We start from the raw sequence: 23,487 nt of genomic DNA on the forward strand, positions 1-23,487 counted from the left end.
GAGTGCTCAGCCGAGGGCGCGGACGATGGATTCGGCGATGCAGGCGGGCTTGTCCGAGCCATCGCCCTCGATGACCGTCGCGATCACGACCTGGAGCCCGCCGGGCACCTCGTCGACACTGACGATCGTGGCCCGGCCGCGGATGCGCGAACCGGCCGGCACCGGCGCCGGGAACCGAACCTTGTTGAGGCCGTAGTTGATCCGCGCACCGGCGTCGGAGATTTCGAAGATCTCCCGCATGATCGCCGGGAGCAGCGACAGGGTCAGATATCCGTGCGCGATCGTGGTGCCGTACGGCCCCGCGGCCGCCCGCTCCGGATCGACGTGGATCCACTGCCGATCCTCGGTCGCCTCGGCGAAGGCGGTGATCCGTTCCTGGCCGATCTCGATCCAGCCGCTCACGCCGAGGTCGGTACCCGCGGCCTTGCGCAGCGATTCCATGGTGAAGACGGTGGGCTCGCTCATACCAGAAACCCTAAAACGAACGACCCACCCCGGCCAGCGGATCAAAAAGGCCCGAATCACTGTCTGAGACAATGTAGACTGACAGTGCTCGCGGCGCGGAATCAGAAACCGCCTCCCGCGCCGCGAGCGTGGCGATGACCAGCGCTTCGGCGGGTCGATCAGCCGAAGACACTGACCCGCAATAACTTTCCGCCCCCACGGCCCCGATATGGCACGATCGACCCTGAGGCCAACACTCGATTCGGCGCAATTCTGTAACGTGTTCTAGTACGTTGGCGTGGACGGACGAGAGACGGAGGTGCCTCGATGGGGCGGTTGACCGGCAAGGTGGCATTGATCAGCGGCGGGGCCCGCGGCATGGGCGCGGCGCACGCCAAGGCCATGGTGGCCGAGGACGCCCGGGTCGTCCTCGGCGACCTGCTCGACGACGAGGGCGCCGCGATCGCCAAGGAACTGGGCGACGCCGCCGCCTACGTGCACCTCGACGTGCGCGAGCCGGCCGACTGGCAGGGCGCGGTCGCCGAGGCGGTGCAGCGGTTCGGATCGCTGAACGTGCTGGTCAACAATGCGGGCATCGCCAACGGCAACCTGCTCGTCGACTTCGAACTGGCCGAGTGGCAGCGGATCATCGACATCAACCTCACCGGAACGTTCCTCGGCATGCAGGCCGCCACACCCGCGATGAAGGAGGCTGGCGGCGGCTCGATCATCAACATCTCCTCCGTCGAAGGCCTGCGCGGCAGCCCCGGCCTGCACGGCTACGTCGCGACCAAATTCGCCGTCCGCGGCCTGACCAAGTCGACGGCACTCGAGCTGGCGCAGTTCAACATTCGGGTCAACTCGGTGCACCCCGGCCTGATCACCACGCCGATGACCGAGGGCATTCCGGCGGATTTCCTGCAGATCCCGCTGGGCCGCGCCGCCGACCCGTCCGAGGTGGCCGCGCTGATCACCTTCCTGGCCAGCGACGAATCGTCCTATTCGACCGGCGCCGAATTCATCATCGACGGCGGCCTCACCGTAGGCGTCCCGCACAAGACCTTCGACTAGACCTCAGTCGCCGTAGTGATGCGGCAGATCGCGGGTCAGCACCAGCGCGAGCACCGGCAGCGCCATCAACGCGAGGCAGGCGATCACGTTGATCCACTTGTAGGCGACCACGATCGCCGCGAACTCGCGCAAGATCGCCGAGGGCAGGTAGTAGAAGGCGGTCTTGGCGCCGGTCACCTCGGCATCGAGGTCGAGGCGCCGGGCCAGGATCGCCGTACGCAGGATGTGGAAGTTGCTGGTCACCAGCACCATTCGGGTGGACTCGCCGCGCTCGCCCAGTAATCGCTTGGTGTAGAGCAGGTTTTCCCGCGTGGTCGTCGAACGGTCCTCCAGCACAACGCTGTCCGCGGGCACGCCCTGGTCGACGAGGTACCCGGCCATCGCCGAGGCCTCCGAGACCGTCTCGTCGGAACCCTTTCCGCCGCTGGTGATCAGCAGCGGCCGCCGCCCCGCCGCGAGTTCGGCGCGGTACACCTCGATGGCCCGATCCAGGCGGCTCGCCAGCAGCGGCGGCACCCGCGCGCCGACCAGCCCGGAGCCGTGCACGACGATCGCGTCCATGCCCGGCCGATAGGGCAACGCGCCGTAGAACATCGAATACAACAGGAAGCTGGCGAACAGGAATCCGACGTAACTCACCGCCATGGTCCCCGACGTCAGAATCACGATGGACCAGATGCCGCCGGTGAAAATCGCCACCGCGAGCAACACGTACGGCACCAGCAGCACGACGCCGAGCGCGAGCGGCAGCAGGTTCGCGATCCGCAGCCCTTCGCGCCGAATCATCTGCCCGCCGTTGACCATCAGCAACCCGGCGAGCACCAGCACGAGCAGTGGTGACAGCAGCACCAGCAGGCCGGCCAGCACTACGGGCAGATCGCCCTGAGCGCCGGACCCGATCGCCCACACACCGGTGAATGCCAGTCCGAGCAGCAGAAATACCCCGTTGCTCAGCCGTCGCCGGTCGCTGCGGAACCTCAGCAGGAAGACGCCGAGCAGGACCAAGCCGATCACGAGCAGCATCACCGAACCACCGTAACCGGCGCGGCGGCAACCGTGCGGCGATGCCACGCCGCCGCCCGCCGATCGACCGCCCCGCACGGCGCGGCTCCCTCCCGGCTTTCCCTTTGTCCCATATCGTGTCGCTCGTCCGAATACCGGCCGGGCGACTATTCGCGGCCACTCTTCGGATTATTCGACTTTCGGCATGCCCAACAATCCCCCGTGAATGTCGTGATGAATGGGAGTCGCTCATCGCCATGCTTCGACACATCCGCCCCGCGCTCGCCGTTGTCGCCCTGCTGATATCGGTCGCACACGTGGCCGTCGTGCCGGGTACCGCTGCGGCACAACCGATCTATCCCGCGCCGGACCCCGACCCCTTCTACGCGGCGCCGCCCGATCTGGATCGGTTCGGCGCCGGTGACGTGCTCGCCGTGCGCCCGATGCCGCCGCTGCTCGGATTTCCCGGCACCACCGTCACGATGATCAAGTTCCGCTCCACCAATTCGGCGGGCAATCCGATCGCGGCCACCAGCACGGTGCTGACCCCGCACAACCATGCCCCCGGCGGCCCGCTGCTGTCCTACCAGCACATCATCAACGGCCTCGGCACCCAGTGCGCGGTCTCGCGGGTGCTCTACACCGGCGACCCGAATCTCGCTGTGCGCGAAGCGCCCGCGCTCAACACGGTGCTGCTGCGCGGCTGGTCGGTGGCGCTACCCGATCATCTCGGCCCGACCAGCGCCTACGGCGCGGCCAAGCTGGGCGGCATGATCACCCTGGACGGAATTCGCGCGGCCCGCAGGGTCAACGAGCTCGGCCTGGCGAAGAGCCCGGTCGCGATGTTCGGCTACTCCGGCGGCGGCATGGCCACCGGCTGGGCGGCCGCGCTGGCTCCGACCTACGCGCCGGAGCTCGATATCGTCGGCGCGGCCGAGGGCGGCGTCCCGATGAATCTGGTGAAGATGACCGAGGGCCTCGGCTACTCCAGGCATCCCGCGTTCGGGCTGGCGCTGGCGGCGGCCATCGGCCTCGAGCGGGAATACCCGACGCGGCTGCCGATCAGCGACAACCTCAACGATTTCGGCCGGGCGACCCGCGATCAGATCGCCAACGGCTGCACCAACGAGATCCTGGCGGCCGGCGCCGGGCACAACGTCCTGGATGTGGCCAGTTCCACCTCGTTGGCCGACGACCCGAGCGCGCGCTCGGTGCTCGAGGAGAACAGCCTGGAGCTCTACGCCGGCGTGCCGAAAATGCCGATCTACCAATGGCGTTCGACGGAGGACGTGCTGATCCCGGTGGCCTCGATCGACAACACCGTACGGCGCTACTGTGCGGCCGGCGCACGGGTGCAGTCGGAACTGATTCCGAGCCCGGACCACCTGACCACCGCGGTGCTCGGCGCACCTGCCGCGGTGTCCTGGATCGAGGACCGGTTCCGCGGCATCCCCGCACCGAACGACTGCTGATCATCCCACCATCGGGGCGCGAGACGCCGCCGCGCCCCGATGGCGGCACCTAAAGTGGGGACATGGTCACGATCATCGGCGGTGGAATCGCGGGTACGTTGCTGGCTGGGGCGCTCGCGCGGGAGCAACGGCCGGTCACGGTCTACGAGAGCCAGCCGGCCGTCGGCGCGGGACATTTTCTGGCACTGGATGATCGGGCGCATGCCGCGCTGACCAGATTGGGTGTCGGCATCGACCGGCTGCACAAAGCGTCGCACGAGCTGACCGAGCTCCGCGCGGCCGACCGGGCCGGAGTGATCCGCAGCGACACCCGCACCGGGCGCCGGCTGTACCTACGCGCCGATCTCATGCGCGCGCTGACCGAATTCGCCACCGACACAACGGCGGACATCCACTTCGGCACCCCCATCACCGAGCTCGACAGCACCGAGGGCACGCTCTTCAGCGGACCCGACCCGGTTCCGGCCGACGACGTGATCATCGCCGCCGACGGCATCGACTCCCTCGCCCGGCGCACCCTCGAACCCGAGCGCAATGCCGAATACTCCGGGCAGATCATCATCTACGGCATCACCGCCCAGCCGATCCGGCCGAGCACCGACCCGTCCGTCCTGCATTTCCACCGGCAACTCGACGACGACGCCCGACCGGTCAGCACCTTCGGGCACTTCTGGAACGACGAGATCTCGGTGTGGTTCACTCGCCTCACGCGCGGGCCACTCGCGTTGCAGGACATCGGATCTCAGCCGATCGACGGCTGGACGAAGCAGATTCTGGCGGGCGCAACCGCAATCCCGGAACTCGCCGAGACCATGTTGGCCGCGACCGACATCGTGCACGTCTCCAACGCACGCACCGTGCCGCTGGCCGAAGCACGTCCCCCGCAGACTCCCGTAATCCTTTGCGGCGACGCGGATCACGCCATCACACCGGCCGCAGGCGTCGGCGCGCGCGACGCCATCGAAGACGCGGCCGCGCTGACCGAAGCCCTCACCTCCGGCGGCTCACCGGCCGCCGCGATGGCCGAGCGCCGGCGCCGGATCCTCGACGAGTGGGCCGAAGCGGCCCAAATGTTCCGCAGCGCAACGTAAAACGGCGGCGCGGGGACGAAGTGATCGTCCCCGCACCGCCGGAAAGCTCAGGCGACTCAGGATTCCTTGCCGCTCTCGTAGGCGCTCTGGCGAGCCTCGTTCAGGGTGGCCTCGGCGCGAGCCTTCTCCGCCTCGGCTTCCTTCTTGGCTGCCTCGCGCTCGGACTCGGCCTTGTCCTGCTGGGCGCGGCCCTCGCTCTTCAGGCCTTCGTTGCCGGTGATGATGCCTGCGGCTTCCTTGGCTTTGCCCTTGACGTCCTCGACGACGCCCTCGACTGCCTCGCGCGGTCCGCTGTCGTGCTTGGTCATGACTACTCCTCCAACTAGGGGTGTGGGCGGTCATTCGCCGCATACCCGGCCCCTCTGCCGTCAATCAGCAAGGGACATGATGCGGGCTGTGTCTCCCGTCACGCCATGACGCAGCCAACCCCGTTCTCGCCGAACAGCACTCACCCGCACCCCGCCGGCAACATTTCAGTTTCGCGGTCGGATCGCGGATCTCGCTCGTCTACCGGACCGGAGCGGGCAGGTCGCGGTGCAAACCAACGGGTTTCGACGTCACACCGACGGACCCGCGAGCAACAGCCCCAAGGCCAGCAGCGTCATCACCACGGCAATGCCGGAATCCAGTACCCGCCAAGCGACGGGACGCGCGAACAGCGGACCGAGCAGTCGCGCCCCGTAACCGAGGGCGGTGAACCAGACAACGCTGCCGAGCATCGCGCCCGCACCCAGAAACCAGCGATCCGGACTCGTGTAGGTATTGGCGAAGGAGCCGAGCAGCACCACCGTGTCCAGATAGACGTGCGGGTTCAACCAGGTCAGGGCGAGCGAGGTGGCGATCGTGGCACCGAGCGCGACGGTCGCACCCGTCGATCCGGCGGTGAGCGCCGACGCCGCGAACGCCCGCCGGGCCGCGAGCACCGCGTAACCGAGCAGGAACGCGGCGCCCGCGTACCGCACCACCGTGACCACTTCGGGCGCCGATTGCACGACCACGCCGAATCCGCCGACGCCCGCGCCGATCAGCACGATGTCCGACAGCGCGCACACCGCGACCACCGCGAAGACGTGCTGTCCGCGCACCCCCTGGCGCAGCACGAACGCGTTCTGCGCCCCGATGGCCACAATCAGCGAGAGCCCGAAACCGAGTCCGGACAGGGCCGCCAGGGCGGCCGAGGAGACTTCCATATCCATCGACGCTAGGGCCGGCATTATCCCCAGGCAAACTAAAGATTCTGCACTACCATTACGATTTCTTAATATGGATCTCCAGCTGGATCAGCTCCGCGCCTTGAATGCCGCGGTCACCGAGGGCACCTTCGATGCCGCGGCCAAGCGCCTGCGGATCACCCCGTCCGCGGTCAGCCAGCGGATCAAAGCACTGGAGGACGCGGCCGGTCGCGTCCTGGTCCAGCGCACAAAACCGGTGTGCGCCACCGAATCCGGGCTCGCCGTGCTGCGGCTGGCCAGACAGATCGAACTGCTCACCGGCGACACCGCGCACGAACTCGGCGACGCCGATCGCCCGGCCCGGCTGCCCATCGCGGTCAACGCCGATTCACTGGAAACCTGGGTGCTGCCCGCACTCGCCGCGGCGCCGGCCGGCATCAGTTTCGAAATTCACCGCGAGGACGAGGAACACACCACCCGGCTGCTCCGCGACGGCACGGTCATGGCCGCCATCACCGCTACTTCCACGCCGGTGCAGGGCTGCAAGGTCGAACGGCTCGGCGCGATGCGCTATCGGCCGATGGCCGAACCGCGATTCGCGCGCACCTGGTTCGGGGACGGCGCGACCGCCAAGGCATATGCGGCGGCACCGGTGGTGTTATTCGACCGCAAAGACGATCTGCAAGACCGCCACCTGCGCCGCCGCAGTCGCCACCCGCTCGATCCGCCGCGGCATTACGTCCCGTCTTCGGGCGGATTCCTGGCCGCGGTTCGGCTCGGATTGGGCTGGGGAATGTTGCCGGACCTGCAAACTCACAAATTTCGAAGCACCGAGCTGGTCGCCATCGACGGCGAAGCATTCATCGATGTCCCGCTGTACTGGCAGCAATGGCGGCTCGACTCACCGGCATTGAGCGCGGTCGCCTCGTCGATAGCCGCGACCGCCGCAGAATCGCTGCGCTGAGTACCCCCTATCGGATGCGCGTGCGGCCTCGCGCATTCGCGCTCGCAAGCGCTCCGAGCACTTGATCGCGCAGTTCTGCGCCACAGTACTTTTCTCCTCGCCGAGTTCGATGCGATACGGTATTAGTATTCCGAGCAATTACTCGTGACTACGCGAAGGACGCATCCCATGGCCAAGAAAGTCACCGTCACCCTGGTCGACGACTACGACGGCAAGTCGAAAGCGAATGAAACAGTTCAATTTTCGATCGATGGCGTGGCCTACGAGATCGATCTGTCCACCAAGAACGCGGGCAAGCTGCGCGTGACCCTGGAGCCGTGGGCGGAAAAGGCGCGCAAGACCGGACGGCTGAAGCGGAAAGGCACCGGCAAAGCAACCTCCGCGACCGATCGCGAGCAAACTGCCGCGATCCGCGAATGGGCCAGGAAGCACGGGCACAACGTATCGACCCGTGGCCGCATCCCGGCCGACATTGTTGCGGCATATAACAACGCGAACTAGCACAACTACGTCGATTCGTCCCCTCGACCCGACATATTGCCAGTTCATGGCGGTCGCCGCGGACTTCGGGCAGGCGTTGTCCGGCGGCGGGACCGCGAGGGCGAGCCGAGTTCGTCTGTAGAATTCCGGGTTCGGCGGCCGGAGTTCGACCGGCGCGGACTCGGATAGGACGGGGTGTGTAGCGATGCGCGTGCGAAAGCTGACCGCTCGGTCGGCAATTCTGAGTGCGTTGCTCGGCGCGCATCCGGCCGAAGCGCCGGTGAGCTGGATCGTTTCGGTCGCCGAGGAACTCGGACTGCAACAATCGGCCGTGCGGGTCGCGCTCACCCGGATGGTCGCCATGGGCGATCTGGAACGCGCGAACGGTGTATATCGGCTCTCCGACCGATTGATCGAGCGGCAGCGCAGGCAGGACGCCGCGGTGAGTCCCGTGGTGAAAGCCTGGGACGGCGAATGGTTTCTAGCGGTGGTGACCGCCGTCGGCGACGACGCGCCCGCTCGGACCGCCTTCCGGGACACGATGCGCTCCCGCAGGCTCGGTGAATTGCGCGAGGGTGTGTGGACCCGGCCCGCGAACATCGAGATAGTTCTCGGGCCGGATGCCAGCCGGCGAGTTTCCGTGTTCACCGCCGCGCCGCAGGATTCACCGGTGCAACTGGCGGAAACCCTTTTCGCGCCCCAACTTTGGGCGCGCGACGCGGAGCGGCTGCTACGTGAGTTCGCCAGTTCTTCCTCGATGCGGGAGCGGTTCGAGGTGGCGGCCGCGGCGGTGCGGCATATTCTCGACGACCCGCTGCTCCCCGATCCGTTGCTCCCCGCCGACTGGCCCGGGTTGCGGCTGCGCGCCGAATACGCGGCGTTCCGAACCGAATTCATGGGATTCGCGGAACAGCTGCTCGTCACGTCGGATGTGTAATCGCTATCGATGAACTGGGCCGGTCGGTTTCAGTAACCCGGCTTGGGGGTCGCGCGCTGAATGATCGCGGCGGTATCGATACCTGTCGGTAGGGTGCCGAAAACATCGCCGTGTTCGCCGCCGAGCCGGCTGACGGTGAACGCGTCCGCGACCGCCGGATGACCGTAACGAACCAGCAGCGACGCCTGGAGTACCTGCGCCATATCGCCGACGATCCGCCGGGCCCGATGCTGGATGGTGTCGAAGTCGCCGAATTGCTGTTCGAGCCGCGCGATCGCGGCATCGAGGTGCGAGTCCGCGCCGGCGGCGCGTTTGACTTCGTCGAAAAAGGCGCCGAGGGTTTCCGGCTGTTTGGCCATCGCGCGCAACGTATCCAGCGCGGCGACATTGCCCGATCCCTCCCAGACCGACATCAACGGCGCCTCCCGATACAGCCGCGGCATCCGCGATTCTTCGACATAACCGTTGCCGCCCAAGCATTCCAGCGCCTCGGCCGCGTGGATCGGGCCGCGTTTGCACACATAGTATTTGCTCACCGCCAACGAGATTCGGCGCAACTGGTCGGCGCCGTCCACGCCGGCCGTCGCCCGGTCGGTGAGGTCGGCCAGCCACAGCGCCGCCGTGGTCGCCGCCTCCGCCTCGATCGCCAAATCGGCCAGCACATTTCGCATCAACGGCTGATCGGCCAGCGTCGCGCCGAATGCGCTGCGGTGCGCGGCATGATGGGCGGCAGCGGCGACGCCGGTACGCATCGCGGTCGCGGTGCCGATGGTGCAATCCAGGCGGGTCAGGTTGACCATTTCGATGATGGTCGGCACGCCGCGGCCTTCGTCGCCGACCAGCCAGCCGACGGTGTTGTCGTATTCGACCTCGCTGCTGGCATTGGAGTGATTGCCGAGTTTGTCCTTGAGCCGTTGCAGCGCAAAGGTATTGCGGGTGCCGTCGGGCAGCACGCGCGGAACGAAGAAACAGGAAAGCCCGCCGGGCGCTTGCGCGAGGACCAGGAATACGTCCGACATCGGCGCGGAGGTGAACCACTTGTGCCCGGTGATCCGGTACGTTCCGTCGGACATCCGGGTCGCGGTGGTCGTATTGGCCCGAACATCGGAGCCGCCTTGCTTTTCCGTCATCGACATCCCGGCGATGAGGCCGCGCTTGGTCAGCGGCGCGCGCAGCACCGGGTCGTATTCCTTTGCACAGAGCAAGGATTCGTATTGCGCGGCAAGTTCCGGCGCGACGCGCAGCGCGGGGACGACCGCGTAGGTCATCGAGATCGGGCAGCCGTGACCCGCGTCCACCGGACCCCACACGCTCAATTTCGCGGCGCGGGTCAGATGCGGGTTCGGCCGGGTGTCCGCCCAGACCGCGGCGTGCAGGCCGAAGCCGACCGCGTGCGTCATCAATCGGTGATAACTCGGGTCGTAGACGACCTCGTCGACCCGGTTGCCATAACGATCGTGCGTCTTCAGCGTCGGTGGATGGGCCTCGGCGAGATCACCGAGCTCGATGGCTTCGGCGCTGCCCGCCAGCCTGCCGATCTCGTGCAGCTCGTCGAGCGCGTGGTCGGCGCCCGCGCGGTGCAGCGCCTCGAGCAGCACCGGCTGCTCGGCGGCGTCGTAGTCGACGAGCGGGGGAACTTGGTTCGTTACCGCGTGGGTGGCCATAATCCAGTATTACAGTGGTTCATCAACTGACACAAGTATGTAATATCAATGCGAAGCACGCCCCGACATAGTCAGGAACCCTCTTGTCAGACTTCGAGAATCATTCCGGCACCCGCCCGGCCGCGTGGTACGAGGGACTCACCGAAGCCCCGGACTCGCCGTGGGCCGACCGCACGCCGCCCCCGGCGGAGATCAGCTACCGCACGCTGACCTACGAGGTCACCGGCCGGATCGCACGGATCACCTTCAACCGGCCCGAGCACGGGAACGCGATCACCGCCGACACTCCGATCGAGCTCGCCCACGCCGTCGAGCGGGCCGATCTCGATCCGCGCGTGCACGTGATGGTGGTTTCCGGGCGCGGCAAGGGTTTCTGCGGCGGCTACGACCTGTCGATCTTCGCCGAGAGCTCGTTCGATCCCGGCGAGGGCGCGAGTTCGCCCACCGGCACCGTGCTGGATCCGGTGGTCCAGGCCCGCAATCACAATCCCTGGGGTACCTGGGATCCGATGGTCGACTACGCGATGATGAGCCGGTTCAACCGGGGTTTCTCCAGCTTGCTGCACGCCAACAAGCCGACCGTCGCCAAGCTGCACGGCTTCGCCGTCGCGGGCGGCACCGATATCGCGCTGTACGCCGACCAGATCATCTGTGCCGACGACACCAAGATCGGCTACCCGCCCACCCGGGTCTGGGGCATTCCGGCGGCGGGCATGTGGGCGCACCGGCTGGGCGATCAGCGGGCGAAGCGACTGCTGTTCACCGGTGATTGCCTGTCCGGCAAGCAGGCCGAGGAGTGGGGGCTCGCGGTGGAATCCACGCCCGCCGACGAACTCGACGAACGCACCGAGGCCCTGCTCGAACGTATCGCGCGGATGCCGATCAATCAGCTCGTCATGGCGAAGCTGGCGCTCAACAGCGCGTTGCTGGCGCAGGGGGTGGCCAACTCGGGCATGATCAGTACCGTTTTCGACGGCATCTCCCGGCACACGCGGGAAGGTTACGCGTTCCAATTGCGTTCGGCGACCGCCGGTTTCCGCGAGGCGGTGCGGGAGCGCGACGAGCCGTACGGTGACTGGAAGCGGGCGCAGTTCGAGAAGTAGGTTCAGGCCGCGATCTTCTCGTGTGCAGCACGGTCGCGAATCACCGTACGGCACAAAGCCGTTCGAACGATGACCGCGAGCGCGCACAAAGTGACGGTGGCAATGCCCATGGGGACCGCGCTGACCCCACCGAGCCCGACCAGCGGCGCGACCACGGCGCCGAACAGGAACTGTGTGCATCCGAGCACCGCCGAGGCGCTGCCCGCGGTCGCGCCGTGCGGTTCGAGCGCGAGCGCGGCGGCGTTCGGCATGATGAACCCGATCGAGGACACCATGAGGAACAGCGCAGGCACCAAGAACCACAACCCGAGGCTGCCCACCGCGACCACCACGAGCACGGCGAGGCCGCCGAGCGCCGATCCGATCAGACCGATATCCAGCAGCGTGCGCGGACTGCGCCTACTCAACAGCCGCGCGTTGGCGGCATTGGCGACCAGGATTCCCGCCCCGTTGATCGCGAAGAACACGCTGAACAATTGCGGCGACGCCCGATACACCTCTTGGAATACGAACGACGACGCAGAGATATAGGCGACCATCGCGCCGAAAGTCAATCCGACAACAAGCGCATAACCGACAAAAGATCGGTCGCGCACCACCTGCCGCATATCGTGGCCCATCATCACGATGCCGCCGCCGCGACGATGATCGACCGGCAAGGTCTCGGGCACCCAGCGATAAGCCAGCACCAGGAACACCACACCCAGCCCGGCGAGCACGAGAAACACCCCGCGCCAGTCGACGAATCGCAGCAATTGACCGCCGGCGACCGGAGCGATGATAGGCGCGACGCCATTGACGGCGAGCAGAATCGAGAAGGCCTTACCGGCCGCGGCACCGTGGTACACGTCGCGCACGACGGCGAACGAGATCACGATCCCCGCCGCCCCCGCGATCCCTTGCAGCAGCCGGAACAGGTCGAATACCAGCACATTCGGTGCAATCGCACACAACAGCGAGGTGGCGCAGAACAGCATCATGCCCGCGACCAACGGTCCGCGCCGTCCCCGTGCGTCACTGATCGGACCGACCAGCAACTGTCCGAACGCGAGCCCGATGAGGCAGGCGGTGAGCGAGGATTGCACCCCCGACTGGGAGGTGTGCAATGCCGCGGCGGTTTGCGGCAGGCTGGGCAGGTAAAGGTCGGTGGTGACCGGACCGAATGCGGACAGCGCCCCGAGTACCGCGATCAACCGAATACTGCGCAGACCGCTATCGGCACTCTGGTCGAGCGTGCTGGTGCCCACGTCATCCACTTCGATATCCACGACGAACCTCCCTGGCCCTCCAGCGAGGCTCGCTCCAACGTTTTAGTTCCCCCGTGACCCCTTGGTCGAAAAGTCTACTGAGATCAGCTTTAACTCCCGGTTAACTGCCTATGGACAAGGCGACCGAGGCGCTATGGCGGGTGTCACGAAGGGGCGCGCTGCGGCATTCGGACGGACTACATCATGTCCGGTCCGCACGGAATGCACCGGGCGTATGTCCGAGAGTGCGTCGGTAGACCTCGATGAACGCGCTGGCGGTCGCCCATCCGCACCGATGCGCGACGACGGTGACCGGCACCTGTTCGGCGAGCAATTGCATGGCGTTGTGCAGACGCAGTTGGGTGCGCCACTGCGGGTAGGTCATGCCGAGTTCTGTACGGAACAGACGGGTGAGTGTTCGTTCGCCGGCACCGACTCTGCGACCGAGCCCGGCCAGCGTCCACACCTCGGTCAGGTCGAATTCGACCAGCGCGCAAGCTCTTCGGAGACGCTCGTCGCGAGCGGCAGGCAACCGCAGCGGCTGTTCGGGGCTGCGGCGCAGTTGATCGAGCAGCACTTGACGCAGCAGCACGAGTTCGGTGTCGGGCAGGTCCTGCGCCGTCGAGCAGGTGATGATGAGTTCGCGGACCAAGGGCAATGCCGCGAGTACCGACGGCGTGGTCCAGTCGGGTGCCAGGCCGGACGGAAAGCCCACCGTATGGAATCGCGTCGGACCGTAGAAGTGATGTTCGTGCCAGCTGCCGGCGGGGATCCAGATCGCCCGGTCCGCCGGGGCGATCCAGCTGCCCGCGTCGGTCCGGACCTCGGCCACCCCGGAGCTCGGATACACCACCTGATGGTCGGCGTGCCGGTGCCGATGAATGCGCGCTCCCCCGGCCAGCGTCTTCACCACGGTGGAGTCCTGGCTGAAGATCGACATAATCAGGCAGTTTATCGGAAGCCTGCTACCTCGTTCCGTCCATAGGCTGCTGGATGGGAACTAGGCGGAGGAGTGTGATGGTGCGCGCGGGTGTCGAAGACGCGACAGTGGTGACCACGGATTCGGCGTGGAAACGCATGCGGTACTGGGTGATTGCGCACGCGGTCGATGATTTCTATCAGGGTTTGGTGCCGGCGAGTATTCCGTTCTTCGTGCTGGAGCGGCACTACAGCTACGTCGCCGCTTCGGGGCTCGCGCTGGCCGCGGCACTGGGTAGTTCGCTGCCGCAACCGGTGCTCGGACTGCTGGCCGATCGGTGGCGGTTGCTGTGGCTCGCGCCCGCCGGGGTGGCGATCGCCGGGCTCGGCGCCGGATTGTCCGGGCTGGCGCCGGCGTATCCCGTGGTGTGGGTCTTACTGCTGCTGTCCGGGATCGGTGTCGCGGCGTTCCATCCGTCCGCGGGGCGGGACGCGCGCCGGGACGCGGGGAACAGCGCATCGGCGATGAGCCTGTTCGCCGCGGGCGGCAGCGTCGGGTTCTTCCTCGCTCCCGCGCTCGCGACGCCGGCGCTGGTTTCCTACGGTGTCGGAGCCACGGCGTTCTTCATACCGCCGGCGGTCCTGATGGGCTTTCTGCTGTGGCGCTACCAGTTGCGGCAGACCACCGGTTCGCACGCAACGACCTCGACCGCGGGCCGTGATCGTTGGATTCCGTTCCTTGTGCTGACCGCCATTGCCGTTGTGCGCGCGATTATTTCGTTCGGTCTGAGCACCTTCATCGCGCTGTACTGGATCAATTCGCTGGGTGGTTCACGAGTGCTCGGCGGTGCGGCGCTGACCGCCTTCATGGCCGGTGGGGTGGCGGGCACGCTGCTTGGCGGTCGCATCGCCGACCGCATCGGGATGCTGCGGACCATCCAAATCGGCAGTGTGGCGGCCATTCCCGCGCTCGCCGCCTTGCGTATCGTGCCGAGTCCGCAGCTCGGTCTCGCGCTGGCCGTGCTCACCGGCGTGACCGTGAATATTCCGTTCGCGGTGCTGGTCAAGCTGGGTCAGGACTACCTGCCGAAGCGCCCCGGCACCGCCGCGGGTGTGACGCTCGGTCTCGCGGTCAGCGCCGGCGGACTGTTCGTGCCGGTGCTCGGCTTGATCGCCGATCAGCAAGGGCCGCAGGCGGTTCTGACCACCCTGTGCTTCGTCCCCCTCGCTGCCGTCGGCCTCGCGCTACTCCTCCCCCAGCCGGCCGATTGAGGGCTTCAGAAGTCGGCCACGCTTCCTTCGACCCATCGGGGCAGTCGTTCGGCGACGAAGCTCGCGAGATCCCTTCCGCTGCTTTCGACTTCGCGGATCTCGTCGAGGTACAGCTGCATCGCGTGCTGCGCGGTCGCGGTCGAGCTCGTCTCCAGGAAGCCGGTGCGCTCGACATGCAGTCCCTTTTCGAGGGATTCGGAGCCGCCCTCGTAGACGGCGCGTTTGAGCGCAGCGACCGCCACCGGCGATCTGCGGGCGAGCCGCGCGGCGGTGGTCCGGGCCTCGTCCATCAGGCCTTCCGGTGCGACGAGCCGGTGCACGAGGCCGATCTCGTGGGCTCGGGCGGGCGTGATCGGGGCGCCTTCCAGGCATAGTTCCAGCGCGCGGGCCGCGCCGAGCACCCGTGTAAGCATTTGCGTGCCACCGCCGCCTGGGATGATCCCGACCAGGATCTCGGGCTGGCCGATCTCGTACGGGCCGTCGGCCATCAGCCGGAGGTCGCAGGACAGCGCCAGCTCACAACCGCCGCCGAGCGTGCGTCCGTTGAGGGCGGCGACGAATACCTTGTCGGAGTTGCGCATTCGGCGGCAGACCTCGTGGTAGCGGCGCAGGTCCGCGACACCGCCGGCTCCGGCGCGGGCCAGCGCCGCCTGCCCGCCGGGGATGCGGTCGGCGGCACGGCTCGTGTGCAGAGCCGCGGCGGCAGCGCGCCGGGTGAGGGTGACCGGGGAAGCCGCAGCGCCCGCGAGGATTTCGGCGACGTCGTAGTGGCTGACGAAGACATCCTCGACCGCGCTGGTGAGGATCACCGCGCGCGTGGTGGTGTCGCGCTCGAGCGAGGTGAGCAGATCCGCCAGGGCGGACATGATCTCGCTGGTGAGGAAGTTGTAGGGCGGGTTGTCCAGCCACACGGTCAGGACGGCACCGTCCTGTTCGGTACGGATCAAGCTCATGATTCCCCTTGTGCCGATGATGTTTTCGACGCTACGCCGGGCCGGAGGCCGAACCTGACCACGGCCGGCATGATGCGCTGGTAGCCGACCGGGAACAACCGTTGGACCACATCCATGGCCACCGCGTCGGCGCCGATCCTGACTTTCGCCTTGCCGCGCCGGATTCCCTCGGCGATCGCGACGGCGGCCTGTTCCGGTGTGGTCCGCGCGATCCGGTCGAACATCTCGACGTTCGCCGCCGCGGACTCGGCCCGCGCGACTCCGGTGCCCTCGAATCGGGTGGAGCGCGCGATATTCGTCCGGATCCCACCCGGGTGGACGGCCAGCACGCGCACGGGTGACCCTGCGAGCCGCAGTTCCATCCGCACCGACTCGGTGAACCCGCGGACCGCGAACTTGGTTGCACTGTAAGCGGATTGACACGGCATCCCGAGCAGCCCGAACACGCTCGACACATTGACGATGGTGCCGCCGCCGGCTCGTTCCAGAATCGGGTGGAACGCCCGGGTGCCGTGCACCACGCCCCAGAAGTTGATGTCGACGATCCAGCGCAGGCTTTCGTCGCTGATCGTGACGCCGTCGCCGACCACCGCGACGCCGGCGTTGTTGAGCACGATATCCGCTCTGCCCCAGCGTCTTTCGACGGCGTCGGCGAACGCGTAGATCGCGTCCTCGTTCCCGACGTCGACCAGATGCGTGCTGACCTCGGCACCGAGTTCGGCCACCCGGCTTGCCGTTTCCTTCATTCCTGCTTCATCGATGTCGGCCAGGGCCACTGTCGCGCCGCGACGGGCGAATTCGATGGCCGTTGCCGCCCCGATCCCCGATGCCGCGCCGGTCACCACCGCTACCTTGCCGTCCAACCGCCTGTCAGACATGTCGCAGCCTCCGCTCGTTCCCCATCGCGACCCATAATAGAGAACGATCACTCCCTAACTGTGAAATTCGAGAAAGACTGTGCGCGTGCACAATCAGATGTGGCCGTCATCGGTCCGACGCCCCTGGATCGGTCAGCCGAATTCGCCTCGGACTTAGCCGGATCGGCTCGCGGGTCAGCAGGTGGAGATGTAGGAGACGGACGGCAGGAGCTCGCGCCACGTGCGCGCATCGATTTGTGCGGCCGCGGAGTCGCAGAGTTTGTCCGCGAACACGTCCGGGTCGGTGTACCAGAGGGCCGACAGTTCGTCGCCGATGCCGAGCAGACGGGACTCGTCGCTGGGGTCGAAGTGCAGGAACCAGGTCCAGCCGACCTCTGCCGCGATCGGTTGGCCGACCGATCGGATGTCGGACGCGTCGGTGATGTCCCACACGCGTGCGGTTTGATCGTCGCCGCCCGTGGCGAGGCGGTGTCCGGATCGGTCGATGGCCAGGGTCCGGACCGCCGCGGAGTGTGCGCGCACCGAGTCGAGGTCACGGACCTCGGCCAGGTCGGTGACGTCCCAGGAGCGAATCATGCCGTGGTCGTCCGCGGCGTACAGGGTGCGGCCGCCGGGGGCGAAGACGAGGCTGCGCACGTTCGCGCCGTCCGTTTCCAAGGAGGTCTCGACCGGCTTGTGCGGATCAGTGACATCCCACAGGTGGATTCGGGAGTCGTCGTCGGCAGCGGCGATCAGCGGGCGGTCCGGGGCGAACACCGCGTTCTCGAGTTCGCGGTCGTGTCCGGTCGGCAATTGACCGAGCTCGCGGGCGCGGGCGGGATCGGCGACGTCCCACAACCGCAGTGACCGGTGGTCCACACCCGTGAGCAGTCGTTTCCCGCTCGGATCGAAAGCGACGGGCCCACTGAGCCGGGTCCCCGGAAGCGCGCCGATCGGCGCCGGACGCGCGGGATCGGTCAGATTCCACAGTCGCACCTCGCCGCCGCCGGCCGCGACCAGCAGGGCGCCGTCCGGTCGCAGTGCGACGTGCGCGCCATGCCGGTCGGGCGGACCTGCCGTCAGTTCGGCGACCGATCGGCCGGCGAACGGGTCGGCGATGTCCCATACGTTGACCTGGCCGTCGCGCAGTCCGCTGACCAGTACCTTGCCCGCCCGGTCGAAGCCGACCGAGCTGAGCGCACCCGCGAACACGACGGGCACGTTCACTCCCGCATGGCTCCACGTGCGGATCCAGCCGTCCGAGCCCGCGGTCACCAGCTGGGTGTCGGAGACGATCACGAAGGACCGGGCCGAACCGCTGTTGCCGTGAATCTCGCGTCCGATCGCGGTGATTCGATCGCGGCGGGTGGTGTTCAATGCGCGCATGGTGCCGCCGGCGTCCGCGATGGAGAGCATCTTGCCGTTGCGCCAGAATTCCAGCTGTGTGATGGGCACGGGACGTGATTGCTGCCTGCCGATGAGTTGCGCCTGACCCTGATCGTCGAGGTTCCAGACCTGGATGACGCCGTCCGCGGTGCCCGTTCCGAGCCGGCCGTCCGGGCCGAGGGCGACGGCCTGTACCGCTCCTTCGCTGTCGATCGGCGCGCCCAACGGCGTCGGGTGGTCGGCGTCGTCCACGGACCACAGGCGGACCGTTCGGTCGCCGCCGGCGCTGGCCAGCACCGGGCGGTCAGGGGCCATCGTCAGGACCTTGACCGCGCCCGTCTGCGCGGCGACGGGTGCCCCGCGGCGCTGAATTGCTTGCGGGACAGTGATATCGAGGAAGCTCAGGCTTCCGTCGGCGGTGCCTGCGACCACTGTACGGCCGTCGGGCAGATAGGCGAGCGCGGTGACCGCCGGGCCATTGGTGAATTCACCGAGCGCTCGAGCTTGCTTCGGATCGCGGACATCCCAGAGCCGGACGGTGCCGTCGTCACCCGCGCTGGCGAGCACGCTGTTGTCCGGGCTGAACGCGACCGATTCGACGTTGTCGCGATGACCGGTGAGCTCGGGGCCGGCCGGCGTGATGGACCGCACGTCCGAGACGTCCCACAGCCGGATGACGCCGTCGCTGCCCGCGCTGGCCAGCAGCTTTCGATCCGAGCTCAGCGCGAGATCGCGCACGAGACCCTTGTGCGCCACCGTGGAGGCGATATCCAGCGGCAGCACCTGGGTCGCCAGCAGCCGCGCTCGCGCCATCGGATCGTCCGGGCTGAGTCGATACGCGGCCAGCGCGAGCTGGGTGGAGAGACCGGGATCGACGTTCTGCACCCGCTGCGATTGCTCGATGAGCTGGCCGAGCACTACGCCCTTGTGTTCCTGCGCGACGGAAACCCGTTGCACGATAATCACTCCCGACAGCACCAGGGCCAGCGCGACGAGCACCGCGACCGTGGACCAGAGCACCTGCCTGCGTACCGTGTGCGTGTGCTGCCGGGTCAGGGACGCCGCGATGAACTCGCGGGCCAGCAGGTTCGGCGACTCGGTGCGGCGCATCCACGCTGCCGCGTCCTCGAGCCGAGTCCTGGAGTACAGCAACGACACCGGACGGTCCTGCCGGGCCCACTCGCGGGCGTCCGCCTCGATGCGCTGGCGGGCCGGCGCGAATTCCTTTTCCTCGGCGAGCCATCCGGCCATTCGCGGCCAGCCGGTCAGCAGCAGATCGTGCACCAGTTCGACTTCGCCGCTGCGCTGCACCACAATTCGCGCTCGGGTCAGGCGTGCGATGACGGCCCGGGTGGCATCCGGGTCCGCGGATTCCTCGATCAGCTGCTCGACCGGCATCCGGTTACGCACGATCGTGGTCGGGCCGATGATCGTCAACGTGATCAGCACGTGTCGTGCGGCATCGCGTTGCCGGTCGGTGAGCCGGGACCAGAACGATTCCGCGCCCACCGCACAGGCTTTCGCCATTCCGCCGGCTTCGCGGTAGGCCTCCAGGCTCAGCGTTCGGCCGCGCCGGTTGGCCCAGGTCGCGGCCAGGGCGAAGGACAGCAGCGGGAGGCGCACCGAGCTGTGCGCGTCGATGGCGTCCAGGTCCTGTAACAGGGTGTCGATCAAGGTGTCTTCGATGCGCAGGCCGGTGGCGGCGGCGGGGCGGACGATCGCCTCGCGAAGTTCTTGGGGCGTCATCGGATTGAGCAGCATCGCGTGGTCGCGCAGGACCATCGTCAGCAGCGGGTAACGCAGGAGTTCCGGCAGGTGCGCGGTGTCGAAGGCGAGGACGACGGTGGTGGGTGCGTCGGCGTTCGCGGCGGCGAGCGAGGCAAGCGCGGTCAGGAACTGTTGGCGCAGTGCCTCGTTCGCGCACCGGGTGAACAGTTCCTCGCCGCGATCGACGATCAGCAGGCAGTGGCCGTCCGGACGGTCCGTCAGCGCCGACTCCAGGGCGGCCATCGGGTCGTCGCCGGGGGTCATGGCGATCGGACTCCTGGCGCCCGGTGCGGCCTGCAGCCCGGCGGCGAGCAGCGAGGACTTGCCGACGCCCGAAGGGCCCAGCAGCACCGCCATGGCCGGCGCGTCGCTGGTTTCGACGTTCGAAATCAGTTCGAGGAGTTGCCGTTTCGCGTCATCACGGCCGAAGAACAGGTCGCGGTCCTCGACGCGGTACTCCCACAGACCGCGGTACGGCTCACGGCCGATATCGATGCTCGGCGGTTCGACCTTCGCCGCCTTCCAATCCTCGTGCCAGCGCACCAGATCCAGCAGCGAAGGGTCGATGCGCGGGTTGTCGGCGGCTTGGCGGCGGGCCTCGGCGATCAGGACTTCCAGCACCGGGCGGACCGCGATGAAGGTGGCCGGTGTGCGGTTGCCGCGTCGCCAGTCGCTGATTCGTTGCGCGGTGACCTTGCCCGCGCCGTCCGGGATGCGCGCGTTGGCGGCCCGGACCACCGACTTGGCCGGCGGAGTGCCCGCGGCGGCGAACAGTTCACCGAACCGGACGGCGAAGTTGCGACGACCTTCGTCCATCAGCCGGCTATCGCCGCGGGGAGGTCGGCGTGGCGGCTGCACAGGCCGGCGGAACGGACAATCGCATGTTCTCCGAGGTGTCGGGTGTCCAGGGCATTGTCGCGCCGGGCTGACGATGCGCCGTGTTTGCGCGATGGCCAGACCGTTTCGAATCGTCGTGCTGCCGAACGATGACATCGACGGCAGCGCAGCAGTTCAAGGGGCAGAACAAGGGTATCAGCCAGCATCTTCAACTCCGGTTTGCGACGCGATTGCCACAGCGGCGTGACGCGCACCGTGGAGGGCACGGTGCGCGTCACGTGTGCTGTGCGACCTACGTCAGACCCATCAGGATGGCGTTCTGCACCGCGGGCAGGAAGCCCAGCGAGGCCACCAGCGTCATGCCGACGCCGAGGCCGAGCCGCCGATGCCGGTTCCACCAGCCGATCGGGCCGACGTGGGTCCGGTCGTGGCAGCGGGTGATGGTTTCGGCGTCGGTCGCGTTCTGTTCGTAGTAGCCGAAGCCGACCGGGGCCGAACTGATGTCGAGCAGTCCGCCGAGTGGATCGGCGGTGCTGCCGGAGAACCTGGTATCGAACATGATCGAACCTCCTGGGTCTGGTCGCTGGTCAGCGGATGGTGTCGGTCCAGGGCTTCATCAGGGCGTCGTAGACCTCCCTGGTGAACTTGCCGCGACCGACCAGGTCGCCGAGGGCCGCCGCGGTGACCGCGCGATTGACCACGACGAGTGCGCCGATCGAGGTGAGCGACTTCAGCAGGCCGCCCAGATCGTCGGCGCCCGGTCCGGAGGTCGGTGACACCGCCTGTCCGGCAATGGTTCCCGCGATCTGGATGTGGCGGGAGCGGCCGAACTCCCTGGCCGTGTCGGCGGCGATCTGCGCCGGTTGCGAATCCTCCGAGGAGGCGCCGAGGCCGGCGAACAACGCGGATAGGCCTGCGCCGGCGGACAGGGTGGACAACCCGTCTTGCAGGCCGTTGCCGGCCGCGGTGTTGAGTCGTTCGCGCTCGTCCGGGGTGAGTTGTGCTGCGCGTTCGACGATTTGGGCGACGTCGCGCCACTGCGGGCCGTACAGATACTCCAGGTGCAGGGTCGGGTAGTCGGGGTTCAGTTCGGTGTCGACGTTGGTGGGATCGGACATCATGTTGAGCTCCTTTGTATTGTGTTGCCGGACAGTGATTTCTGGTTGATTCACAGGGACAGGGCGACCAGGCGACGGTCGTCCGCGGTGGCGGTGCGTCCGTCCGCGGCCGCGTTCCCGACGAGCGGGATCTCGGCGTGCGGGGCGGGCGCGGACGCGGACGCGGGGGCCAGCGCCTTCTGCAAGGACGCGATGAGATCCTCGAGGCTCGCGGTGTCCTGGATGTCGTCCAGGAACTGGGTTCCGGTGGGCGTCATCCCGCTGTTCGAGTCACCGCGCGGGGTGTTCTGGTCGCGCCAGGCCCGGATCGCGGAAACGATGTAGGACTTGACATCCGGGCTCGACAGCCCGACCAGCGGCACCACCACGATGACCGCGAGCAGCAGCAGCAGCGGCACCACGACCACCACCGGCAGCACACCGGCCAGCAGCAGGGTCGCCGCCGCGGCGAGCAGCAGCGGAGCACCGACGAGCGCTGCCCCACCGGCGGCCAACGCCAGGCCCGCCAGCGCGGCCGCGCCGAGCGCACCGGCCACACCGACCGGGACCGCCACCGCCAGCAGCGTCGCCAGCAAAGCGACGGTCAGCAGAGCCGCCAGTGCCGCAGGGACGCCGAAGGCGAGGAGCGGCAGACCGATCACCGAGGTCACCACGGCAGCGGCCACGGCCACCGAAACCGCCACGGCGACAGCAGTAGCCAGGGCCAGCAGCGGCAACGCCGCCAGCGCCAGGGCAACCAGGCCGGCCACCGCGCCCGCGCCGAGCAGCGCGACAACCGCGCCGACGGCGATGGCTCCGACCACCAGCGGCGCGATGGCGAGCGTCGCCAGCGTCACCGCACCGACGGTCAGCAGCACCGCCGTCGTGATCACCGCACCGAGCGCCAGCGCGCCCAGCACAGCGGCGGTCGCAGCGGTCACGGCCAGCGCAACCGCACCGAACGCGATGAGCGCAGGCACCGCCACGGCCAGCGCGAGCGCGCCGAACGCGATCAAGCCCGGCAGCGCCAGCGCGGTAGCCACCGCAATCGCACCGAAGGCCAAGGCGCCCAACCCAATCGCCACCGGCAGCCCCAGCGTGACCAGCGCGCCGAGAGCCAGCGCGCCGAACGCGACAAGCGCAGGCAGCCCGAGCACCGCTGCCGTAGCAACAGCAGCCAAGGCCAACGCCCCGAACACCGCCGCAGCAGGCAATCCCAGCGCGGCAAGAGCGATGACCGCACCAATAGCCAAGACAGTCAACACAATCGGCGCCGCGATCCCCAACGCCGCGAGAGCAACCGCACCCGCGGCCAGCAGCGCACCAACCGTCGCAACCGCACCCAGCGCGAGCGCGCCGAACACGATCAGCGCAGGCAGTGCCAGCGCGGCAAGCCCGATCAGGACCGGGAGCGCCAGCGCCGCAAAAGCAACCGCACCCGCGGCCAGCAGCGCACCAACCGTCGCAACCGCACCCAGCGCCAGCGCGCCGAACACGATCAGCGCAGGCAGTGCCAGCGCGGCAAGCCCGATCAGGACCGGGAGCGCCAGCGCCGCCAGCGCGATAGCGCCGGCTGCGAGCAAGGCACCGATTGTGAGCACCGCACCGACTGCGAGAACGGCCAGCACCACGGGCGCAGCCACGAGGGCCACGGCCGTAAGCGCAACCGCACCCGCGGCGAGCAGCGCACCGACCGTGATGGCGGCACCAAGAGCCAACGCGCCCAACGCAATCAGCACGGGCAGTGCCAGCG

Annotated in this window: 22 protein-coding genes; 8 read left to right on the plus strand and 14 right to left on the minus strand. The window is 67.8% G+C overall.

Going from position 1 to position 23,487, the window contains the following annotated elements:
- Nucleotides 1-6: 6 nt before the first annotated feature.
- Complete coding sequence (locus tag F3087_RS34980; RefSeq protein WP_150406390.1) at nucleotides 7-465, minus strand: MaoC family dehydratase; 459 nt, start codon at nucleotides 463-465, stop codon at nucleotides 7-9.
- Between the two features lie 306 nt (nucleotides 466-771).
- Between F3087_RS34980 and F3087_RS34985 the strand changes: the two genes are divergently transcribed.
- Nucleotides 772-1,515, plus strand: a complete 744-nt coding sequence (locus tag F3087_RS34985) for a glucose 1-dehydrogenase (protein ID WP_150406391.1) — start codon at nucleotides 772-774, stop codon at nucleotides 1,513-1,515.
- Nucleotides 1,516-1,518: 3 nt separating this feature from the next.
- On the opposite strand, the gene F3087_RS34990 is transcribed toward F3087_RS34985, so the two are convergent.
- Complete coding sequence (locus F3087_RS34990) at nucleotides 1,519-2,538, minus strand: YdcF family protein (RefSeq protein WP_223885583.1); 1,020 nt, start codon at nucleotides 2,536-2,538, stop codon at nucleotides 1,519-1,521.
- A gap of 236 nt (nucleotides 2,539-2,774) precedes the next feature.
- Between F3087_RS34990 and F3087_RS34995 the strand changes: the two genes are divergently transcribed.
- Together F3087_RS34995 and F3087_RS35000 are read left to right on the plus strand one after the other, a co-directional pair.
- Nucleotides 2,775-3,989, plus strand: coding sequence for a lipase family protein (locus F3087_RS34995; protein ID WP_150406393.1), 1,215 nt, complete (start codon nucleotides 2,775-2,777; stop codon nucleotides 3,987-3,989).
- A 62-nt stretch (nucleotides 3,990-4,051) separates the two neighbouring features.
- Nucleotides 4,052-5,080, plus strand: a complete 1,029-nt coding sequence (locus F3087_RS35000) for an FAD-dependent oxidoreductase (protein WP_150406394.1) — start codon at nucleotides 4,052-4,054, stop codon at nucleotides 5,078-5,080.
- 56 nt (nucleotides 5,081-5,136) lie between these two features.
- On the opposite strand, the gene mbp1 is transcribed toward F3087_RS35000, so the two are convergent.
- Nucleotides 5,137-5,388, minus strand: coding sequence for a microaggregate-binding protein 1 (gene mbp1 / locus F3087_RS35005; protein WP_150406395.1), 252 nt, complete (start codon nucleotides 5,386-5,388; stop codon nucleotides 5,137-5,139).
- Between the two features lie 249 nt (nucleotides 5,389-5,637).
- Nucleotides 5,638-6,270: a LysE/ArgO family amino acid transporter gene (locus F3087_RS35010; RefSeq protein WP_150406396.1), complete on the minus strand. Its 633-nt coding sequence runs from the start codon at nucleotides 6,268-6,270 to the stop codon at nucleotides 5,638-5,640.
- A 73-nt stretch (nucleotides 6,271-6,343) separates the two neighbouring features.
- Here F3087_RS35010 and F3087_RS35015 point away from each other — a divergent pair, with 73 nt between their 5' ends.
- From F3087_RS35015 to F3087_RS35025, 3 genes are all read left to right on the plus strand, one after another.
- The gene (locus tag F3087_RS35015; RefSeq protein ID WP_150406397.1) at nucleotides 6,344-7,216 is read left to right on the plus strand and encodes a LysR family transcriptional regulator ArgP; all 873 of its coding nucleotides are present in this window, start codon (nucleotides 6,344-6,346) and stop codon (nucleotides 7,214-7,216) included.
- A 168-nt stretch (nucleotides 7,217-7,384) separates the two neighbouring features.
- A complete protein-coding gene (locus F3087_RS35020) occupies nucleotides 7,385-7,717 on the plus strand; it encodes a histone-like nucleoid-structuring protein Lsr2 (protein WP_150406398.1) in 333 nt (110 codons plus the stop codon).
- A 184-nt stretch (nucleotides 7,718-7,901) separates the two neighbouring features.
- Complete coding sequence (locus F3087_RS35025; RefSeq protein WP_375909384.1) at nucleotides 7,902-8,633, plus strand: PaaX family transcriptional regulator C-terminal domain-containing protein; 732 nt, start codon at nucleotides 7,902-7,904, stop codon at nucleotides 8,631-8,633.
- A 29-nt stretch (nucleotides 8,634-8,662) separates the two neighbouring features.
- Here F3087_RS35025 and F3087_RS35030 read toward each other — a convergent pair whose 3' ends face one another.
- Complete coding sequence (locus F3087_RS35030; RefSeq protein ID WP_150406399.1) at nucleotides 8,663-10,300, minus strand: acyl-CoA dehydrogenase family protein; 1,638 nt, start codon at nucleotides 10,298-10,300, stop codon at nucleotides 8,663-8,665.
- A gap of 80 nt (nucleotides 10,301-10,380) precedes the next feature.
- Here F3087_RS35030 and F3087_RS35035 point away from each other — a divergent pair, with 80 nt between their 5' ends.
- Complete coding sequence (locus F3087_RS35035) at nucleotides 10,381-11,400, plus strand: crotonase/enoyl-CoA hydratase family protein (protein ID WP_150406400.1); 1,020 nt, start codon at nucleotides 10,381-10,383, stop codon at nucleotides 11,398-11,400.
- Between the two features lie 2 nt (nucleotides 11,401-11,402).
- On the opposite strand, the gene F3087_RS35040 is transcribed toward F3087_RS35035, so the two are convergent.
- Together F3087_RS35040 and F3087_RS35045 are read right to left on the minus strand one after the other, a co-directional pair.
- Nucleotides 11,403-12,668: a multidrug effflux MFS transporter gene (locus tag F3087_RS35040; RefSeq protein WP_223885574.1), complete on the minus strand. Its 1,266-nt coding sequence runs from the start codon at nucleotides 12,666-12,668 to the stop codon at nucleotides 11,403-11,405.
- A gap of 181 nt (nucleotides 12,669-12,849) precedes the next feature.
- Nucleotides 12,850-13,587 carry an AraC family transcriptional regulator gene (locus F3087_RS35045; protein WP_150406401.1) on the minus strand — a complete coding sequence of 246 codons (738 nt, stop codon included), beginning with the start codon at nucleotides 13,585-13,587 and terminating at the stop codon, nucleotides 12,850-12,852.
- Nucleotides 13,588-13,664: 77 nt separating this feature from the next.
- On the opposite strand from F3087_RS35045, the gene F3087_RS35050 reads away from it, so the two are divergent.
- Nucleotides 13,665-14,837, plus strand: a complete 1,173-nt coding sequence (locus tag F3087_RS35050) for an MFS transporter (RefSeq protein ID WP_223885575.1) — start codon at nucleotides 13,665-13,667, stop codon at nucleotides 14,835-14,837.
- A gap of 5 nt (nucleotides 14,838-14,842) precedes the next feature.
- Here the strand turns inward: F3087_RS35050 and F3087_RS35055 are convergent, their stop codons facing one another.
- From F3087_RS35055 to F3087_RS35080, 7 genes are all read right to left on the minus strand, one after another.
- The gene (locus F3087_RS35055) at nucleotides 14,843-15,790 is read right to left on the minus strand and encodes an enoyl-CoA hydratase/isomerase family protein (RefSeq protein ID WP_150406402.1); all 948 of its coding nucleotides are present in this window, start codon (nucleotides 15,788-15,790) and stop codon (nucleotides 14,843-14,845) included.
- Complete coding sequence (locus F3087_RS35060) at nucleotides 15,787-16,668, minus strand: SDR family NAD(P)-dependent oxidoreductase (RefSeq protein WP_150406403.1); 882 nt, start codon at nucleotides 16,666-16,668, stop codon at nucleotides 15,787-15,789. The genes F3087_RS35055 and F3087_RS35060 overlap by 4 nt, the downstream gene beginning before the upstream one ends.
- 174 nt (nucleotides 16,669-16,842) lie before the next feature.
- Nucleotides 16,843-20,616, minus strand: a complete 3,774-nt coding sequence (locus F3087_RS35065) for an nSTAND1 domain-containing NTPase (protein ID WP_191094295.1) — start codon at nucleotides 20,614-20,616, stop codon at nucleotides 16,843-16,845.
- The gene (locus F3087_RS46190; RefSeq protein ID WP_191094296.1) at nucleotides 20,616-20,915 is read right to left on the minus strand and encodes a hypothetical protein; all 300 of its coding nucleotides are present in this window, start codon (nucleotides 20,913-20,915) and stop codon (nucleotides 20,616-20,618) included. Before F3087_RS46190 ends, F3087_RS35065 begins: the two co-directional genes overlap by 1 nt.
- Nucleotides 20,916-20,929: 14 nt before the next feature.
- Complete coding sequence (locus F3087_RS35070) at nucleotides 20,930-21,196, minus strand: hypothetical protein (RefSeq protein WP_150406405.1); 267 nt, start codon at nucleotides 21,194-21,196, stop codon at nucleotides 20,930-20,932.
- A gap of 28 nt (nucleotides 21,197-21,224) precedes the next feature.
- Nucleotides 21,225-21,758 carry a hypothetical protein gene (locus F3087_RS35075; protein WP_223885576.1) on the minus strand — a complete coding sequence of 178 codons (534 nt, stop codon included), beginning with the start codon at nucleotides 21,756-21,758 and terminating at the stop codon, nucleotides 21,225-21,227.
- Nucleotides 21,759-21,805: 47 nt separating this feature from the next.
- Nucleotides 21,806-23,487, minus strand: a 1,682-nt coding sequence (locus tag F3087_RS35080) for a hypothetical protein (protein ID WP_223885577.1), incomplete at its 5' end; no start/stop codon positions are given.

This window comes from Nocardia colli (assembly GCF_008704205.1).
In the GTDB taxonomy this organism is placed as follows: Bacteria; Actinomycetota; Actinomycetes; order Mycobacteriales; family Mycobacteriaceae; genus Nocardia; species Nocardia colli.

What these genes read in the sequence shown, in the direction of transcription:
- F3087_RS35055 (WP_150406402.1), bottom strand. Translation starts at nt 15,790, where the DNA reads ATGAGCTTGATCCGTACCGAACAGGACGGTGCCGTCCTGACCGTGTGG.
- F3087_RS35015 (WP_150406397.1), top strand. Translation starts at nt 6,344, where the DNA reads ATGGATCTCCAGCTGGATCAGCTCCGCGCCTTGAATGCCGCGGTCACC.
- F3087_RS34995 (WP_150406393.1), top strand. Translation starts at nt 2,775, where the DNA reads ATGCTTCGACACATCCGCCCCGCGCTCGCCGTTGTCGCCCTGCTGATA.
- F3087_RS35050 (WP_223885575.1), top strand. Translation starts at nt 13,665, where the DNA reads ATGGTGCGCGCGGGTGTCGAAGACGCGACAGTGGTGACCACGGATTCG.
- F3087_RS35045 (WP_150406401.1), bottom strand. Translation starts at nt 13,587, where the DNA reads ATGTCGATCTTCAGCCAGGACTCCACCGTGGTGAAGACGCTGGCCGGG.
- F3087_RS35060 (WP_150406403.1), bottom strand. Translation starts at nt 16,668, where the DNA reads ATGTCTGACAGGCGGTTGGACGGCAAGGTAGCGGTGGTGACCGGCGCG.
- F3087_RS34990 (WP_223885583.1), bottom strand. Translation starts at nt 2,538, where the DNA reads ATGCTGCTCGTGATCGGCTTGGTCCTGCTCGGCGTCTTCCTGCTGAGG.
- F3087_RS34985 (WP_150406391.1), top strand. Translation starts at nt 772, where the DNA reads ATGGGGCGGTTGACCGGCAAGGTGGCATTGATCAGCGGCGGGGCCCGC.
- F3087_RS35065 (WP_191094295.1), bottom strand. Translation starts at nt 20,616, where the DNA reads ATGGACGAAGGTCGTCGCAACTTCGCCGTCCGGTTCGGTGAACTGTTC.
- mbp1 (WP_150406395.1), bottom strand. Translation starts at nt 5,388, where the DNA reads ATGACCAAGCACGACAGCGGACCGCGCGAGGCAGTCGAGGGCGTCGTC.
- F3087_RS35075 (WP_223885576.1), bottom strand. Translation starts at nt 21,758, where the DNA reads ATGATGTCCGATCCCACCAACGTCGACACCGAACTGAACCCCGACTAC.
- F3087_RS35025 (WP_375909384.1), top strand. Translation starts at nt 7,902, where the DNA reads ATGCGCGTGCGAAAGCTGACCGCTCGGTCGGCAATTCTGAGTGCGTTG.
- F3087_RS35010 (WP_150406396.1), bottom strand. Translation starts at nt 6,270, where the DNA reads ATGGAAGTCTCCTCGGCCGCCCTGGCGGCCCTGTCCGGACTCGGTTTC.
- F3087_RS35070 (WP_150406405.1), bottom strand. Translation starts at nt 21,196, where the DNA reads ATGTTCGATACCAGGTTCTCCGGCAGCACCGCCGATCCACTCGGCGGA.
- F3087_RS35020 (WP_150406398.1), top strand. Translation starts at nt 7,385, where the DNA reads ATGGCCAAGAAAGTCACCGTCACCCTGGTCGACGACTACGACGGCAAG.
- F3087_RS35000 (WP_150406394.1), top strand. Translation starts at nt 4,052, where the DNA reads ATGGTCACGATCATCGGCGGTGGAATCGCGGGTACGTTGCTGGCTGGG.
- F3087_RS34980 (WP_150406390.1), bottom strand. Translation starts at nt 465, where the DNA reads ATGAGCGAGCCCACCGTCTTCACCATGGAATCGCTGCGCAAGGCCGCG.